Annotated in this window: 9 protein-coding genes, 1 pseudogene and 1 other annotated feature; of the genes and pseudogenes, 1 reads left to right on the top strand and 9 read right to left on the bottom strand. The window is 53.2% G+C overall.

Translation table 11 applies throughout. The features are described 5' to 3' along the window. Positions 1-18: 18 nt before the first annotated feature. From aspS to secD, 7 genes and pseudogenes are all read right to left on the bottom strand, one after another. Positions 19-1,797, bottom strand: coding sequence for an aspartate--tRNA ligase (gene aspS / locus EVJ30_RS08035; protein ID WP_131468640.1), 1,779 nt, complete (start codon positions 1,795-1,797; stop codon positions 19-21). After that, positions 1,794-3,074 carry a histidine--tRNA ligase gene (gene hisS, locus EVJ30_RS08030; protein ID WP_131443437.1) on the bottom strand — a complete coding sequence of 427 codons (1,281 nt, stop codon included), beginning with the start codon at positions 3,072-3,074 and terminating at the stop codon, positions 1,794-1,796. Before hisS ends, aspS begins: the two co-directional genes overlap by 4 nt. A gap of 39 nt (positions 3,075-3,113) precedes the next feature. Further along, positions 3,114-3,348: a binding site (T-box leader), on the bottom strand. A 38-nt stretch (positions 3,349-3,386) separates the two neighbouring features. Beyond that, on the bottom strand, positions 3,387-3,830 hold the full coding sequence (gene dtd, locus EVJ30_RS08025) for a D-aminoacyl-tRNA deacylase (protein ID WP_131457355.1): 444 nt from the start codon (positions 3,828-3,830) through the stop codon (positions 3,387-3,389). Positions 3,831-3,847: 17 nt separating this feature from the next. After that, positions 3,848-6,037 (bottom strand): RelA/SpoT family protein, encoded by a 2,190-nt coding sequence (locus tag EVJ30_RS08020; RefSeq protein WP_131457357.1) that lies wholly within the window; start codon positions 6,035-6,037, stop codon positions 3,848-3,850. A gap of 187 nt (positions 6,038-6,224) precedes the next feature. Continuing rightward, entirely contained in the window at positions 6,225-6,743 is a 519-nt protein-coding gene (locus tag EVJ30_RS08015; protein ID WP_016508814.1) for an adenine phosphoribosyltransferase, read from the bottom strand. A 1-nt stretch (position 6,744) separates the two neighbouring features. Continuing rightward, entirely contained in the window at positions 6,745-9,042 is a 2,298-nt protein-coding gene (gene recJ, locus EVJ30_RS08010) for a single-stranded-DNA-specific exonuclease RecJ (RefSeq protein ID WP_131457359.1), read from the bottom strand. A gap of 102 nt (positions 9,043-9,144) precedes the next feature. After that, positions 9,145-11,365, bottom strand: a pseudogene (secD, locus tag EVJ30_RS15345) (protein translocase subunit SecD). 218 nt (positions 11,366-11,583) lie between these two features. Between secD and zupT the strand changes: the two are divergent. Further along, positions 11,584-12,444, top strand: a complete 861-nt coding sequence (gene zupT, locus EVJ30_RS08000; protein WP_131457361.1) for a zinc transporter ZupT — start codon at positions 11,584-11,586, stop codon at positions 12,442-12,444. Between the two features lie 124 nt (positions 12,445-12,568). Here zupT and EVJ30_RS07995 read toward each other — a convergent pair whose 3' ends face one another. Further along, positions 12,569-12,865: a hypothetical protein gene (locus tag EVJ30_RS07995; RefSeq protein WP_131457363.1), complete on the bottom strand. Its 297-nt coding sequence runs from the start codon at positions 12,863-12,865 to the stop codon at positions 12,569-12,571. Between the two features lie 14 nt (positions 12,866-12,879). Beyond that, complete coding sequence (locus EVJ30_RS07990; RefSeq protein ID WP_131468638.1) at positions 12,880-14,652, bottom strand: methyl-accepting chemotaxis protein; 1,773 nt, start codon at positions 14,650-14,652, stop codon at positions 12,880-12,882. Between the last annotated feature and the right edge of the window lie 50 nt (positions 14,653-14,702).

Here is a 14,702-nt window from a genome sequence, read left to right as displayed (position 1 = left end):
CGGCGAACCTCCTTTTGTTTATCCTTGTTTCTTCTCTTTCACCGCTGTCCGGATTGACAACTCTTCGAGTTGCGCGTCCGCGACCGGGCTTGGTGCTTGCGTCAATAGACAGCTCGCCGACGCCGTTTTCGGGAAGGCGATCGTGTCACGGAGGTTCGAACGACCCGCGAGGATCATGACGAGGCGGTCGAGACCGAGCGCGATACCCGCGTGCGGCGGTGTGCCGTATTCGAACGCTTCGAGCAAGAAGCCGAACTGGTCGACCGCTTCTTCTTCTGTGAAGCCGAGCAGTTTGAACATGCGCTCTTGAATGTCACGTTCATAAATCCGCTGCGATCCGCCACCGAGCTCATAACCGTTCAAGACGAGGTCATACGCGAGCGCGCGCACGCTTGCTGGGTCCGTCTCGAGCAAGTGGAGGTCGTCACGGTTTGGCATCGTGAACGGGTGGTGGTTGGCGTAGAAGCGGCCGTCTTCTTCTTCGAACGTGACGAGCGGGAAGTCCGTCACCCAAAGGAAGTTGAACTTCGACTCGTCGATGAGACCGAGCTCATGACCGAGCTTGACGCGAAGAGCGCCGAGGCTGTCGGCGACGACAGTTGGTTTTGCCGCCACGAACAAGAGCAGGTCGCCCGCTTCCGCGTTCGTCGCTTCAATCAACTTCTGTGCGTACGTCTCGTCGAAGAACTTCGCGATCGGTCCATTCAAGCCTTCAGCCGTCACTTTAAGCCAAGCGAGGCCTTTCGCGCCGTAGACGGCCGTGAACTCTTGAAGCTTGTCGATGTCTTTACGCGAGAACTTGTCGGCCTCGCCTTTGACGTTGATCGCTTTGACGTGTCCGTTCGACTCGAGCGCCATATCGAACACTTTGAAGCCTGCGCCTGTGACAGCGTCGGCGACGTCGATGAGTTCGAGACCGAAACGTGTGTCCGGCTTATCCGAACCGAAGCGACGCATCGCTTCCTCGTGCGTCATGCGCTCGAACTTGGCCGGTGTGTCTGTGCGACCGAGCGTCGCTTCCATCACTTGCCCCATCATCGCTTCCATCATCGCCATCAAGTCTTCGACGTCCATGAAGCTCGTCTCGATGTCGACTTGTGTGAATTCCGGTTGACGGTCGGCCCGGAGGTCTTCGTCACGGAAACAGCGGGCGATTTGGAAGTAACGGTCGAACCCAGCCACCATGAGGAGTTGCTTGAACAGCTGCGGTGATTGTGGGAGCGCGTAGAACTCGCCACCGTGGACACGGCTCGGGACGAGGTAGTCACGGGCGCCTTCCGGTGTCGACTTCGTCAAGATCGGTGTCTCGACTTCGAGGAACTCTTCTTCTGTCAAGAAGTTACGGATCGTGTTCGACGCCTTCGAGCGGAGACGGAACGTCTCTTGGAGTGCCGGACGACGCAGGTCGAGGTAACGGTATTTGAGGCGAAGGTCTTCTGAGACGTTTTCCGCTTCGTCGCCGATTGGGATCGGTGTCATCTTCGCCGCGTTCAAGATATTGATCTCTGAAGCGATGACTTCGATGTTCCCTGTCGGCATGTTCGGGTTTTTGTTTTCACGTTCGAGGACGGTCCCTTTGATGTCTAAGACGTACTCGCTACGGATTGATTCCGCGAGCTTGTGCACCGCTTCGTTCTCAGGGCGCACGACGACTTGGACGATGCCTGTGCGGTCACGAAGGTCGATGAAGATGAGTCCTCCGAGGTCGCGTCGTTTTTGAACCCAACCTTTCAATTGTACTTCTTGGCCGATCAGTGACTCTGTCACGCGGCCGTTCATATGTGTGCGTCCGATCATTGTCCTGCTCCTTCCGATAGTTCACGAATTTTGTCTGCGACGGCCGAGAGCGGCACGTCGACTTGTTCTCCAGTTGCCATGACTTTGAGCGAGGCCGAGCCGCGTTCGACTTCATCGTCTCCGAGGATGACGGTGAATGCCGCATTTAAGCGGTCGGCTTGTTTGAATTGTCCTTTGAACTTACGTCCGAGGTAATCGCGGTCGGCTTTGAACCCTTCCATGCGGAGGAGTTGCAACAGGCGCGTCGCCGTCGTCTCGACGTCTTTTCCGCCTTGGGCGACGACGAAGACATCAAGCCCGGTCGCAAGCTCAGGAAGCACGTTCTCGTTCTCGAGCGCGAGGATGAGCCGTTCAAGCCCGATCCCGAAGCCGATACCTGGCATATCCGGACCGCCGATATCTTGGACGAGACCGTTGTAGCGTCCACCGCCGCAAAGCGTCGTGATAGCGCCGAAACCTTCTGCTTCCGACATGATCTCAAACGCCGTGTGCGTGTAGTAATCGAGGCCACGGACGAGTGTCGGGTCGACAACGTATGCGACACCGAGCGCGTCCAAGTGCTCGAGCACTTTGTCGAAATACGCTTTCGACTCTTCGTTCAAAAAGTCGAGGATCGACGGTGCCGACTTCATCGCCGGGTGATCGCGATCGACTTTACAGTCGAGGACGCGGAGCGGGTTTTGGTGCAGGCGCGTCTGACAGTCTTGGCATAGTTCGTCTTGGACCGGCTCGAAGTGACGGATGAGCGCTTCGCGGTGGGCGTTGCGGCTTTCCGCGTCACCGAGCGAGTTGACGACGACTTTGATTTTTTGTAAGCCGAACGATTTGTAGATCGTGTAGGCGAGGCTGATCACTTCGGCGTCGACGGCCGGGTCACTGCTGCCGATCGCCTCGACACCGTACTGGTGCAATTGGCGGAAACGGCCTTTTTGCGGACGCTCGTAACGGAACATCGGTCCCATGTAGTACAGCTTTGTCGGTTGATCGGGACTGCCGAACAGTTTGTTCGTGACGAAAGCGCGAACGACCGAGGCCGTCCCTTCCGGACGGAGCGTGTACTCGTCCTTGCCTTTTTTGACGAGCGTGAACATCTCTTTTTGGACGATGTCCGTCGTCTCGCCGACGCTGCGTGTGAACAGGTCCGTCGTTTCAAAAATCGGTGTGCGAATCTCTTTATAGTTGTAGCGGGCACTAATGTCGCGTAACTTGTCTTCGACATACTGCCACGTCTCGACCGTGCCTGGGAGCAGGTCTTGTGTACCGCGTGGTGCTTTCATCAAAATTCCCTCCTTAGAATACAAAAAGGCCCTCGTCCGCAAAGGGACGAGAGCCTGTTAAAGTTTCCCGTGGTACCACCCTCGTTGCAGAGCCAAAATCGATACTCTGCCACTCGAAATCGGTTAACGCCCGATGAAACGGCTTCCCCTACTAAACGTTCAAGGAAGCACCTCCAAAGTGTCGTTCGGGTCATCATCCAGTCGATGCTTTCAGCCTCGGCATCGCTCTCTTTGCTGGTGGGGTGACCGTACTTCTCTTTATCATAGGTGTTAGGTTATATGGTTCATGATGCCGAATTTTGGCGCCTTCTGTCAAGCGTTTTTTTCGAGCATGAGCGTGACCGGACCGTCGTTGACGAGCCCGACGTCCATCATCGCCCCGAACTTTCCGGTCTCGACGACGAGTCCGTGCGTCCGCAAACGGTCGTTGAACTGTTCGTAAAGACGTTCGGCGATGTCGGGTTTCGCCGCCTGCGTGAACGCGGGACGGCGGCCTTTCGACGTATCGCCGTACAGCGTGAACTGCGACACTGACAACACTTTGCCGGCGACGTCTTGAATCGACAAGTTCATCTTCTCGTCCGCGTCTTCGAACACACGGAGCCCCGCCACTTTATCGGCGAGCCAGTTCACTTCCTGCTCGGTATCCTCATGGGTCACCCCGACGAGAAGCAGATAGCCGGCGTCGATTTGTCCGACCGTCTGTTCATCGACTTTGACAGATGCTTCCTTCACTCGTTGCAACAATACACGCACTTAAAATCTTCCTTTCGTCACGTCATCATGACTCGGCTGACCGAGTATACGTCCGAGATCTGTTTGATCCGGTCGACGACTTTTTGCAAATGGTTCACGTTCGGAATCGAGATCGTCATCGAGATGCGGGCTTGTTTGTTTTGGTCCCCACGCCCGCTGACGGCGATGATGTTCGTGTTCGTCGCTGAGACGGCTTGGAGCACGTCGTTCAACAGTCCCGACCGGTCATAACCGGTGATCTCGATATCGACGTTGTAGTTCTTCTCTTTCGCCTGGCCCGCTTCCCACTCGACGGTCAAGAGGCGTTCCGGGTGTTGCTCGTTGATGATGTTCAAGCAGTCTTTCCGGTGGATCGAGACGCCGCGACCGCGGGTGATATATCCGACGATTTCGTCGCCCGGCACCGGGTTACAGCACCGGCTCATCCGGATGAGCATATTGTCGATCCCTTTGACCGAGACGCCGGCCTCGGCCGTCTTCTTCTTCGGTGACTGGCTGACTTTTAGTTCGTTGATCGCGTCAGACAGTTCGAGTTTCGGCTCTTTCCGTTGCTTCTCCGTCAACTTGTGCGCGACTTGGGCCGCGGTGATGCCGTGATAGCCGACGGCGGCGTACATCTCTTCTTCGTTCCCGAAGTTGAACTTCTCGACGACGATGCTGATCGACTGGTCATCGATGACTTCTTTCGGTTCGAAGCCGAGCTTCTTGATCTCGACATCGACGAGTTCTTTGCCTTTCTCGACGTTCTCTTCACGTTGTTGGCGTTTGAACCATTGGCGGATCTTATTCTTCGCCTGACTCGAGACGGCGAGTTTGAGCCAGTCCTTGCTCGGTCCATAACTATGTTTCGACGTGATGATCTCGATGATGTCACCCGTCTCGAGTTTATGGTCGAGCGGCACCATGCGTCCGTTCACTTTCGCACCGGTCATCCGATGACCGATCTCGGTATGGATGCGGTACGCATAGTCGATCGGGACCGAGCCTTTCGGCAACTCAAACACGTCACCTTTCGGCGTAAAGACGTACAACATGTCGCTGAAGAAGTCGACTTTGAGCGACTCCATGAACTCTTCGGCGTCGGTCGTATCTTTTTGCAGCTCTAAAATTTCACGAAGATGGGCGATCTTTTCATCGAACCCGTTCGTCGCGACGTTTTTGCCTTCTTTATAAGCCCAGTGCGCGGCAATCCCGAACTCGGCGATGAAGTGCATGTCCTTCGTCCGGATCTGCACCTCGAGCGGCTCACCCTTCGGTCCGATCACCGTCGTGTGAAGCGATTGATACATGTTCGGTTTCGGCATGGCGATATAGTCCTTGAAACGACCCGGCATCGGCTTGTACTGCGTATGAATGATCCCGAGGACAGCGTAGCAATCACGGATCGAATCGACGATGATCCGGACCGCCATCAAGTCGTAAATTTCATTGAACTCTTTATTATGTTTCACGATCTTATTGTAAATCGAGTAAATATGTTTCGGTCGACCGTTGACATCGGCTTCAATACTCACTTCATCGAGCACGGCGTTCACTTCAGTGATGACCGACGTGACGAGCGCTTCACGCTCTGTCCGTTTCTGTTTCATCATCGAGACGATCTTATAGTATTGCTGCGGGTTGATATAGCGTAACGAAATATCTTCGAGCTCCCACTTGATCGTCGAGATCCCCATTCGGTGCGCGAGCGGCGCAAAGATTTCAAGCGTCTCCTCGGCTTTTTGGACTTGCTTCTCTTTTGGCATATGCTGCAACGTCCGCATGTTGTGCAAGCGGTCGGCGAGTTTGATCAAGATGACACGCACGTCTTCAGCCATCGCGATAATCATCTTACGGTGATTCTCCGCGAGTTCTTCTTTCTTCGACTTATATTTGATCTTCCCAAGCTTCGTCACACCATCGACAAGCATGGCGACTTCAACCCCAAATTCGTCAGTCAGTTCTTTGAGCGTGACATCCGTGTCCTCGACAACGTCGTGCAACAAGGCACCGACAATCGTCGTCGCATCTAAGCCGATGTCGACGAGAATACCGGCCACTTGTACCGGGTGCAGGATGTAGGGTTCACCTGAACGTCTGAACTGACCGGTATGATGAAGTTTTGCGTATTCGTAAGCGCGTTTCACTTCGGCAACATCATGCTCATCCATATACTTCCCGAGCGCGTCGAGAAGATCCTCAATACTTACGATTTGTTTTTTGGTCATAACATTCGACACCCTTTTTCTTACCGCTCCCAACGTCTCGGATTCGTCGCAGCATGGTAGTAGTTTGCGTTCAAGTTGTTCTATTTTTTATTACCATTATCAAAAAAATCTGACGACCTGTCAAAGGTTGTAGGTTGTTTTCCTCAAAAACTATTCAAAAAACGGGAAGCATGAGCTTCCCGTTTCCTCAGTCTTCGTAGCGGATGAGTGAGAACACGTCGTATCCTTCGAGACGTTCGCGTCCACCGAGGCCGTCGAGTTCGATTAAGAACCCGATTCCAGCAACGACACCACCGAGTTGTTCGATCATTTTGATCGTCGCTTCGATCGTGCCACCCGTCGCCAGTAAATCGTCGAGGATGACGACTTGCTGACCTGGCTTGATTGAATCTTTGTGCATCGTCAAAATGTCCGTGCCGTATTCAAGACCGTACGATACGCGAACCGTCTCGCGCGGTAACTTGCCTTCTTTACGTACCGGGACGAAGCCGAGTTCGAGGGCGTAAGCCGCCGGGCATCCGACGACGAATCCGCGTGCTTCTGGTCCGGCGATGAGTTCAGCGCCACGTTCCTGCGCGTAGACGATCAATTCGTCGACCGCTTTCTTATAGGCAGGTCCGTCTTGCATAAGCGACGTGATGTCTTTAAAGCTGATCCCTTCTTTCGGGTAATCCGCTACTTCTTTAATATGCTGTTTGAAATCCATTTTATGTGTAAGCCTCCTGCATCTTGTTCGATCGCAATGATTGTAACCGCTCTTTCAGCTCTGCCAACGACGCATAGACGAAACGTTCTTCGAGTTGTTCTCGTCCGACGCGACGTTTGTAACAAGGCGCTTCGGTCAAATCACGTTTCGGTGCTTCTGGATTCACTCCAGGCAGTCCGTCTTCCATTGTAACAAGAAATTCGAGTTCAGAGAATACTTGATGCATAAATTGAATCGTATTTTTTGTCCATTTTCGTTCGATTGACAAACGAATCAAGTTTTCACGCAGGTGTTTCCGTTCGCACGTGGCCATATGGACGTAATACGTTCGGAAATCTTCCCGGCTCGGCAATTTCTCGAAAAACGAATTACCCGCTTGGCCGAACGCGCAATAGACGCGCTCGACGTCTTCGTTGAGCAGGTCGGACAGCGCCGTCTCGTCGTCCGGTAAATCGAGCAAGACGACGAACCGTTTGACCGGCGTTTTGAAATCGTGGAGGGAAAACTCGTTCGACTCGCCTCTGAACGACACGTACGATGTCGCGTCACTCGGAAGCTGTCTCAATTCATCAATCGAGTTTTTCTTGCCTCGATAATCGAACACTTGGAACCCATCGACACGGATGTCTTGAATCATGAGTTGCGGCTTGCGCATCCCGTTCCATTCGTTCACTTGGAGACTCCCCATGACCGAGATGTGTGCCATCTTCGAGATTTCCGAGACGACGTGACCGAACCCGAAGCCGATGCCGTCGAGTTCGCGCTTGTCTCCAGCAAGCTGGACTTTAAGGTGCGTGTTGTCGCGCCCGATTTGACGGATATCGCGCAGTTTCGCGTCCGCGACGACGACCCGCGGTGACGGGTTGCCCATCCCAAACGGGGCGAGCTTGCCGATTTCTGCGATCAAGTCGAGCGATACGTCACTGACGTCGAGCTTCAAATCGACGTTCACGCGGGCGACGAACGTCTCGTCCGGAATCGATTCCGCTTGCTCGTTCAAGCGTCGTCTCAGCTCAGCCACATTCTCTGACATGAGCGTCATCCCGGCCGCTGCCGGGTGTCCTCCGAAGTGCGGGAGAATATCTTCGTTTTTAGAAAGCTCTTTAAATAAGTCAAAACCATCGATCGAGCGGCCCGAACCCTTAGCTTTCCCCGTCTTCGGATCGTGGCAGAGCAGGATGACCGGTCGATAGTACGCCTCGACGAGACGTGAGGCGACGATTCCGACGACGCCCGGATTCCAACGTTCGCTCGCGACGACGAGGACACGGTCGTCCGTCATCGATGCTTCGACGAGTTCGGTCGCTTCTTTCGCGATCGTCTTGACGATGTCTTGACGCTCTTTGTTTTGTTTATCGAGTTGATTCGCTAAGACGAGTGCTTCTTCGACACTTTCGGCGAGCAGCATCTGGAGGGCTGGCATCGCCGAGTCAAGTCGTCCGGCCGCATTGATGCGGGGACCGAACGCGAACCCGACCGACTCTTCGTTGAGCGTGCTGTCCGTCAAGGCACACACTTCGCGCAGCGCTAAAATCCCGGGCCGCTTCGATTCATCGAGCGCCTTTAGACCAAGCTTCGCGAGCAGACGGTTTTCTCCGTCGAGCGGGACGAGATCGGCGATTGTCCCGAGGACAGCCAAGTCGAGCAGCTCGTCAGGCATCCGCCCGAGCACGGCGTGTGCCACTTTAAGGGCGACTCCGGCTCCGGCGAGCTTGTCGTATGGATACGACGGATCGATGTGTGGATGAATGATCGCAAACGCGTCAGGTAGCGTCGCTTTCGGCTCGTGGTGGTCGGTGATGATCAAGTCGACGTTCAGTTCTTTCAACAGCGCCGCTTCTTCGATCCCCGAGATCCCGCAGTCGACCGTGATGACGAGCGTGAACCCTTCACTTGCCGCCCAACTGAACGCTTCTTTGTTCGGCCCGTATCCTTCCGTGAACCGGTTCGGGATATAGCACTCGGCCATGACCCCGATCTCAGTCAACGCATGCCACATGACGGCCGAGGCACTGACCCCATCGACGTCGTAATCCCCGTAGATGAGCACCATCTCGCCTTCGTCAGCCGCTCGCTTCAGGCGTTCGACGACTTTCGGCATCTGCTCGAACAAGTTCGGGTCGTGGAACTCGAGTTCGTCCTCGATCTGGAGGAACGCCTTCGCTGCGTCAGGCTCTCGATGGCCCCGTTGCGTGAGCAACGTCGCGAGTTGTTCCGATATATTTAGTTCTGTCTGTAGTTGTTCGATCGCGGTCGCATCCGTCTCCGGATACACCCACCGTTTCTTTGCATGATACATATCCTTCACTCCAATCAACTGTTGATTATATCAGAACAGAGACGTGTTTTGCCGTCTTGACATATGAAAAAGGTCCTCCGAACGAATCGGAAGACCTTGTCATCACGCCTCAGGGGCGGGTGTGGCTTGTTTCTTTTTATTGATCGTTAATTTTTTGAGCATGAGCCAGAGGTATGACGCGATGAAGAGCGACGAGTACATCCCCATGACAAGTCCGATGAGAAGTGCGACCGCGAAGCCGCGAATCGATTCGGCTCCGAAGATGTACAAAGCGAGCGCCGTCACGAGCACGGTGATGACGGTGTTGACCGAACGGACGATCGTCTCTTGAATCGACGTGTTGACGATGTCGCGGTATACGTCCATCGACTTGATCTTCCGCTCTTTTTCGTACGCTTGAATATTCTCGCGCAATCGGTCGAACGTGACGATCGTATCGTTGACCGAGTACCCGATGATCGTCAAGATCGCAGCGACGAAGTACAAGTTGACTTCGATCCCAAAAATCGAGAACGCGACGATCATGAAGAACGCATCATGCAACATCGCGACGACGGTCGCGACCGCATACGAGAATTGGAACCGGAACGTGATGTAGAGAATGATCCCGAGCGACGCGAGAGCGACCGCATAGATGGCGTTACGGGCGATGTCGCGGCCGACTTCGGCTGAAACGGTACTAATATTCGGATCACTTCCAAACGTTTCCGTGAATACAGTCTTGACTGAAGCGACTTCATCCTGGCCGAGCTGACCGACGAACGTCACGTTCGCGAGCGCCCCTCCATCGGCGTACTGAATCGAAGAAATCGACTCGTCGACGCCCGCTTCGGTAAAGGCGGCTTCAAGTTCTTGTTGTGACACTTGTGTCTCCGTCTGCACTTCGACACGCGTCCCTGACGCGAAGTCGATTCCAAGGTTTAACCCTCGGAAGAACAAAATACCGAGACCGATGATAACGACGGCACACGAGATGATGAACAGCGTGCGCATATGTTTCACATAGTTTAATTCAGTGAGCTTAAAGTTCACGGATTTCACTCTCCTTCACACCAAACCAGCCTTTACGTTTGTCGAACAAGCGACTAGCGACGAGGAGGTGCATCAAATAACGTGAGATGAAGACGTTCGAGATGAACGTCATCGCAATTGAGATCATGAGCATGATGGCGAACCCTCGGACCGAGCTTGTCCCGAAGTAGAACAACACAGCGGCTGAGATGAGCGTCGTCAAGTTGGCATCGATGATCGTACTGAGCGAACGGCGGTTACCGGCGCGGAACGCCGACAGTACCGACTTGCCTGAACGAAGCTCGTCTTTAATCCGCTCGGCCGTGATGATGTTCGCGTCAACTGCCATACCAACCCCGAGGACGAGAGCGGCAATCCCTGGCAACGTCAAGACGGCGTTGATTCCATTAAAGAATAACATGATCAAATTGATATACAAGACGAGCGTAATGATCGAGACAAGTCCAGGTAAACGATAGAAGAACAGCATGAACAATAAGACAGCTGCAATCCCGATGAGCGAAGCAAAGACGGTCTTATCAAGCGCGTCTTGTCCGAACTGGGCCGATACCGACGTCGAGTAAATCTCTTCAAGCTTGACTGGAAGCGCCCCGGCGTTCAAAATGTCGGCTAAGCGTTGTCCGCTCTCGGCATCGATGTCACCGCCCGAGATGATCGCTTTGTCAGATAGAATTGGTCCAGTGACCGAAGCATCTGAGACGATTTTCGAGTTCTCCTTTTGAATCTCTTCTTCATATGAATCGCCTTCTTCAAAGTCTAACCAGATGACGAGACGGTTCTCCGGCGCCGGACGCTGTGCGATTTGCGACGTCACTTCGCCGAACTTATCGGCTGACTGGAGCGTCAACTCGACGACCGGGTTTCCTTGTTGGTCATAACTGATGGCAGCGCCTCGCGGTGCGAGGTCTTTCCCGTCGAGCAAGACGTTGTCATCGATATCACGGAACGTGAGTTGTGCTGTCGATGACAGCACTTCCCGCGCATCGTTCTGGTTCGATACGCCTGCGAGTTGGACGCGGATGCGATTCTCGTCTTCAATCCGGATATCCGGTTCAGAGACACCTAAGACGTTGACGCGGTTGTTGATAGCGCGAACCGTTGCATTCATCGCTGATTGGTCGATGACATCGCCGTCCTCGAGCGGCTGGACTTCGTACAGCACTTCAAACCCGCCTTTTAAGTCGAGTCCAAGGTTCGTGTTCTTGACGACCCATGGCGTCGTGAAGACGGCGAGCAAGATCGTCGCGATCATGATGACCGCAAAAATCGCGATATTCCCTTTTTTGTACATACGGCTATTTCCTTTCTAGATACGTGTTCTATATAAAACTTCTCCCGTTAACATTACAAATATTCTAAACATTTATCAATCATTTTCCTAAAATTGTAACACCACCCTCGATATTTTCTGGTTTTTTTGCCCGAACGACTAAAAGTTGCGTTAGGGCAAAACTTACGTTATGCTATGATTATCGAAAATATATTACGTTTGCAAAGGAGTCCTCTACAATGGATAGTACAATTATTTTCGCCTTTTTGTTGACACTATTCGCTGGGCTCGCGACCGGGATTGGAAGCATGATCGCCTTCTTCGCGAAGCGGACCAACACAGCCTTTCTGTCAATCTCGCTCGGCTTCTCGGCTGGGGTCATGATTTACGTCTCGTTCATTGAGATCTTCCCGAAAGCGCTTGTCGAACTCGTCGGTGCCCACGGGGAAAAGGCCGGCACAATTTATACCGTGCTCGCATTTTTTGGGGGGATGCTCCTGATCGCGTTAATCGATAAGTTGATCCCTTCCCCTGAAAACCCGCATGAAGTCAAGTTCGTCGAGACGATGCAAAACGACCCATCGTCTCAAGAACTAGCCACGACCGCAACTAAGGATGAGCCCGCTCCGCTAAATCAGGAGACGAAGCAACGGCTTCACAAAATGGGTCTGTTCATGGCGCTCGCCATCACGATTCATAACTTCCCTGAAGGACTGGCCACGTTCATCTCCGCGCTCGATGATCCGGCCGTCGGTATCGCCATCGCGATTGCCATCGCCTTGCACAATATTCCGGAAGGGATTGCCGTGTCGGTGCCGATTTACTACGCGACCGGCTCGCGGAAGAAAGCGTTAAAACTCTCGTTCCTGTCAGGTCTAGCGGAACCGGTCGGTGCCATCGTCGGCTTCTTGATTTTGATGCCATTCTTGAACGATACGATCTTCGGTTTGTTGTTCGCAGCCGTCGGCGGAATCATGGTATTCATCTCGCTCGACGAACTGTTACCGGCCGCCCGTGAATACGGCCGGGCCCATCACTCGATTTACGGCATGGTCGCCGGAATGATGGTCATGGCAGCGAGCCTCGTCCTTTTAATGTAACGAAGACATGTGTCAATCTATGCACCTATCAATAAAGAGGTCGTTGAAACGGATTATCCGTCTCAATGACCTCTTTTCATTTCATAGATAGTAGTTCACTTAAGATGATTTTGTTCTCTACTCATCATTCAGAGTTTTTCTTCTTAAAAATTTCTAGCGCTTCAAAAAAAGCGATTCCTGTCAGCAATGAAATGTTTTTAAGGTTTAATACATTATTTTCAATCCAAATTTGTGCTAAAGATTCTCCACAACTTGCTCGAATCATCTCATCCGTGCCTTCATCATTTGCGACGGTCAACAATGCAATCTCTACTGCTTCGTTTTTTGAAATAAAACCCAAATCGATAGCAGCATCGTCTCTTTCTGCATCACTTGCTGTCTTGTCTACTAATATCCCGATTAAATCGCTCGTATTGTCCACACTTAAACCCCTTTTCAATGCGGTGTAGAAGTCTTGAACAAATGGACGAGATCTTTCAACTCAACCGACATATGGCTCATCGTCTCGGCGATGCCATTGATTTCTTGAATCGCGGCGAGCTGTTCTTCCACGTTCGCCCCCGCTTCTTCGACACTGCGTTGCGTCGAAACCGCGTTCGTCGACATGTCCTCGACCGAGACCGCGACTTCGGTCGTATTCGCACTGACTTCCTCTGTCGCTGCGGCAATTTCACTCATCTGACGCGATGTCTCTTGAATGACCGACACGATTTCACGGAACGCCCCGGCGACTTCACCCATTTGGGCGACGCCGTTCGTCACATGCCCGCTCGTCACGTCAAACGCCGCCTCAACTTGTTTCGTGTCCCGTTGGATATCGACAACGACCGCTTGAATCTGCTTAGCCGATTGTTTCGACTCTTCGGCGAGTTTTCGGACTTCGGCGGCGACGACCGCGAATCCTTTTCCATGCTCGCCAGCCCGCGCTGCCTCGATGGCGGCGTTCAAAGCGAGCAAGTTCGTCTGTTCGGTGATGGCCGTGATCGACCGGGTAATCTTTTCAATCTCAAGCGATTGGTTCGAAAGACGTTCGACCATCTGTTGGGTCAAATCGTTGGCCCGTTGAATTTCTTGCATCTGACTCTCGGCCAACTGAATCGTCTCAAGTCCGCCGCTCGCAGCCTCAAGTGTATGAATCGTCTGTTCATTCACACCTTGGGAGGCGGCAGCGATTTGATTCAAGCCGGTGACGGCCTGATTGACGCCAGACGTCCCTTCCTCGGCGCGCTTGGCCGACACTTGGGCCGCGATATTCATGTCTTCGAACAGTCCAGCCACGCCTTGGGTCGTCGTCGCGACATGGTCCGTGCTCGCGTATAGCTCTTCCGAATACGCCGTCACTTTATCCGAGGCCGCGCCGACCTGGCGGATCAACCCGACGAGGTTGCGTTTCATCTCGTTAAAAGCCGTCACGAGATCACCAAGCTCATCATTCGATTTGACGACGATGTCTTCCCCGGTCAAATCTCCTTCCGCGACGACTCGTGCTTCACGGACGAGACGGTTGATCGGTGTTAAGAACAGTTTTTGGAGCGCATAGAGCGACAATAGCCCGATGGCGACACCGATGATACTGATGATGATCATCCAGACGATCGAGGTGCCAGCGTTTGCTTGTACCGCCGCCGTCTCTTCGTCCAACATCTCCGCTTGATGAGCGACGAGATCGGTGACCGTCATCCGGACCCGATCGGTCGTCGGGGTCACGCTCGTGTTGAGTACCGTCTTGTACCCGATCTCATCTTGTTGTTGGCGCAGTTCGATGGCACGTGCCATCTCAGTGTCGAGCAGTTGATTAAACTTCTCTAGATCCCCAAGCCAGTTGAGCACTTTGTCGTCAGATGAAGACGCATTGAGGGCGTCCATCAATTCGTCGCGCTTTTGTTGCGACGCTTCTAAACTGATCAGCGTCTTCGGGTTCGAGACGAGTAAATAATAATTCAAGTAGCGCTCGGCATCAGTGACGGTCAACGCCAAATCTTCGGCGATCAACATGTCACGGAGACCTTCGTTCAACACCCGATCGTACTCAGCAGTAGCCTTTTGCAATTGATAAGAACCGAGCGCACCGACGAGGAGCAAGGCAATGATTGTCGGCACGAGCGCGATCGCCATCTTCCGTCGCATCAATGAACGGCCTTTCGTTTGTTTGACGCGAGCCCAACCTTGCCAATTTTTGATTGGTTGTAATAATCGTTTAACGTCCATGTCCGTTTCCTCATTTCCAATTTCTTCTCAACTTGACATTAATGCAAACG

It is taken from the genome of Exiguobacterium sp. SH5S13 (genome assembly GCF_004337085.1).
GTDB classification, from domain to species: Bacteria; Bacillota; Bacilli; order Exiguobacteriales; family Exiguobacteriaceae; genus Exiguobacterium; species Exiguobacterium aurantiacum_A.
The sequence above is the reverse complement of the archived record's forward strand: the minus strand, read 5'-3'. Positions and strand labels throughout refer to the sequence as shown.

What these genes read in the sequence shown, in the direction of transcription:
- aspS (WP_131468640.1), bottom strand. Translation starts at nt 1,797, where the DNA reads ATGATCGGACGCACACATATGAACGGCCGCGTGACAGAGTCACTGATC.
- hisS (WP_131443437.1), bottom strand. Translation starts at nt 3,074, where the DNA reads ATGAAAGCACCACGCGGTACACAAGACCTGCTCCCAGGCACGGTCGAG.
- EVJ30_RS08020 (WP_131457357.1), bottom strand. Translation starts at nt 6,037, where the DNA reads ATGACCAAAAAACAAATCGTAAGTATTGAGGATCTTCTCGACGCGCTC.
- EVJ30_RS08015 (WP_016508814.1), bottom strand. Translation starts at nt 6,743, where the DNA reads ATGGATTTCAAACAGCATATTAAAGAAGTAGCGGATTACCCGAAAGAA.
- recJ (WP_131457359.1), bottom strand. Translation starts at nt 9,042, where the DNA reads ATGTATCATGCAAAGAAACGGTGGGTGTATCCGGAGACGGATGCGACC.
- zupT (WP_131457361.1), top strand. Translation starts at nt 11,584, where the DNA reads ATGGATAGTACAATTATTTTCGCCTTTTTGTTGACACTATTCGCTGGG.
- EVJ30_RS07990 (WP_131468638.1), bottom strand. Translation starts at nt 14,652, where the DNA reads ATGGACGTTAAACGATTATTACAACCAATCAAAAATTGGCAAGGTTGG.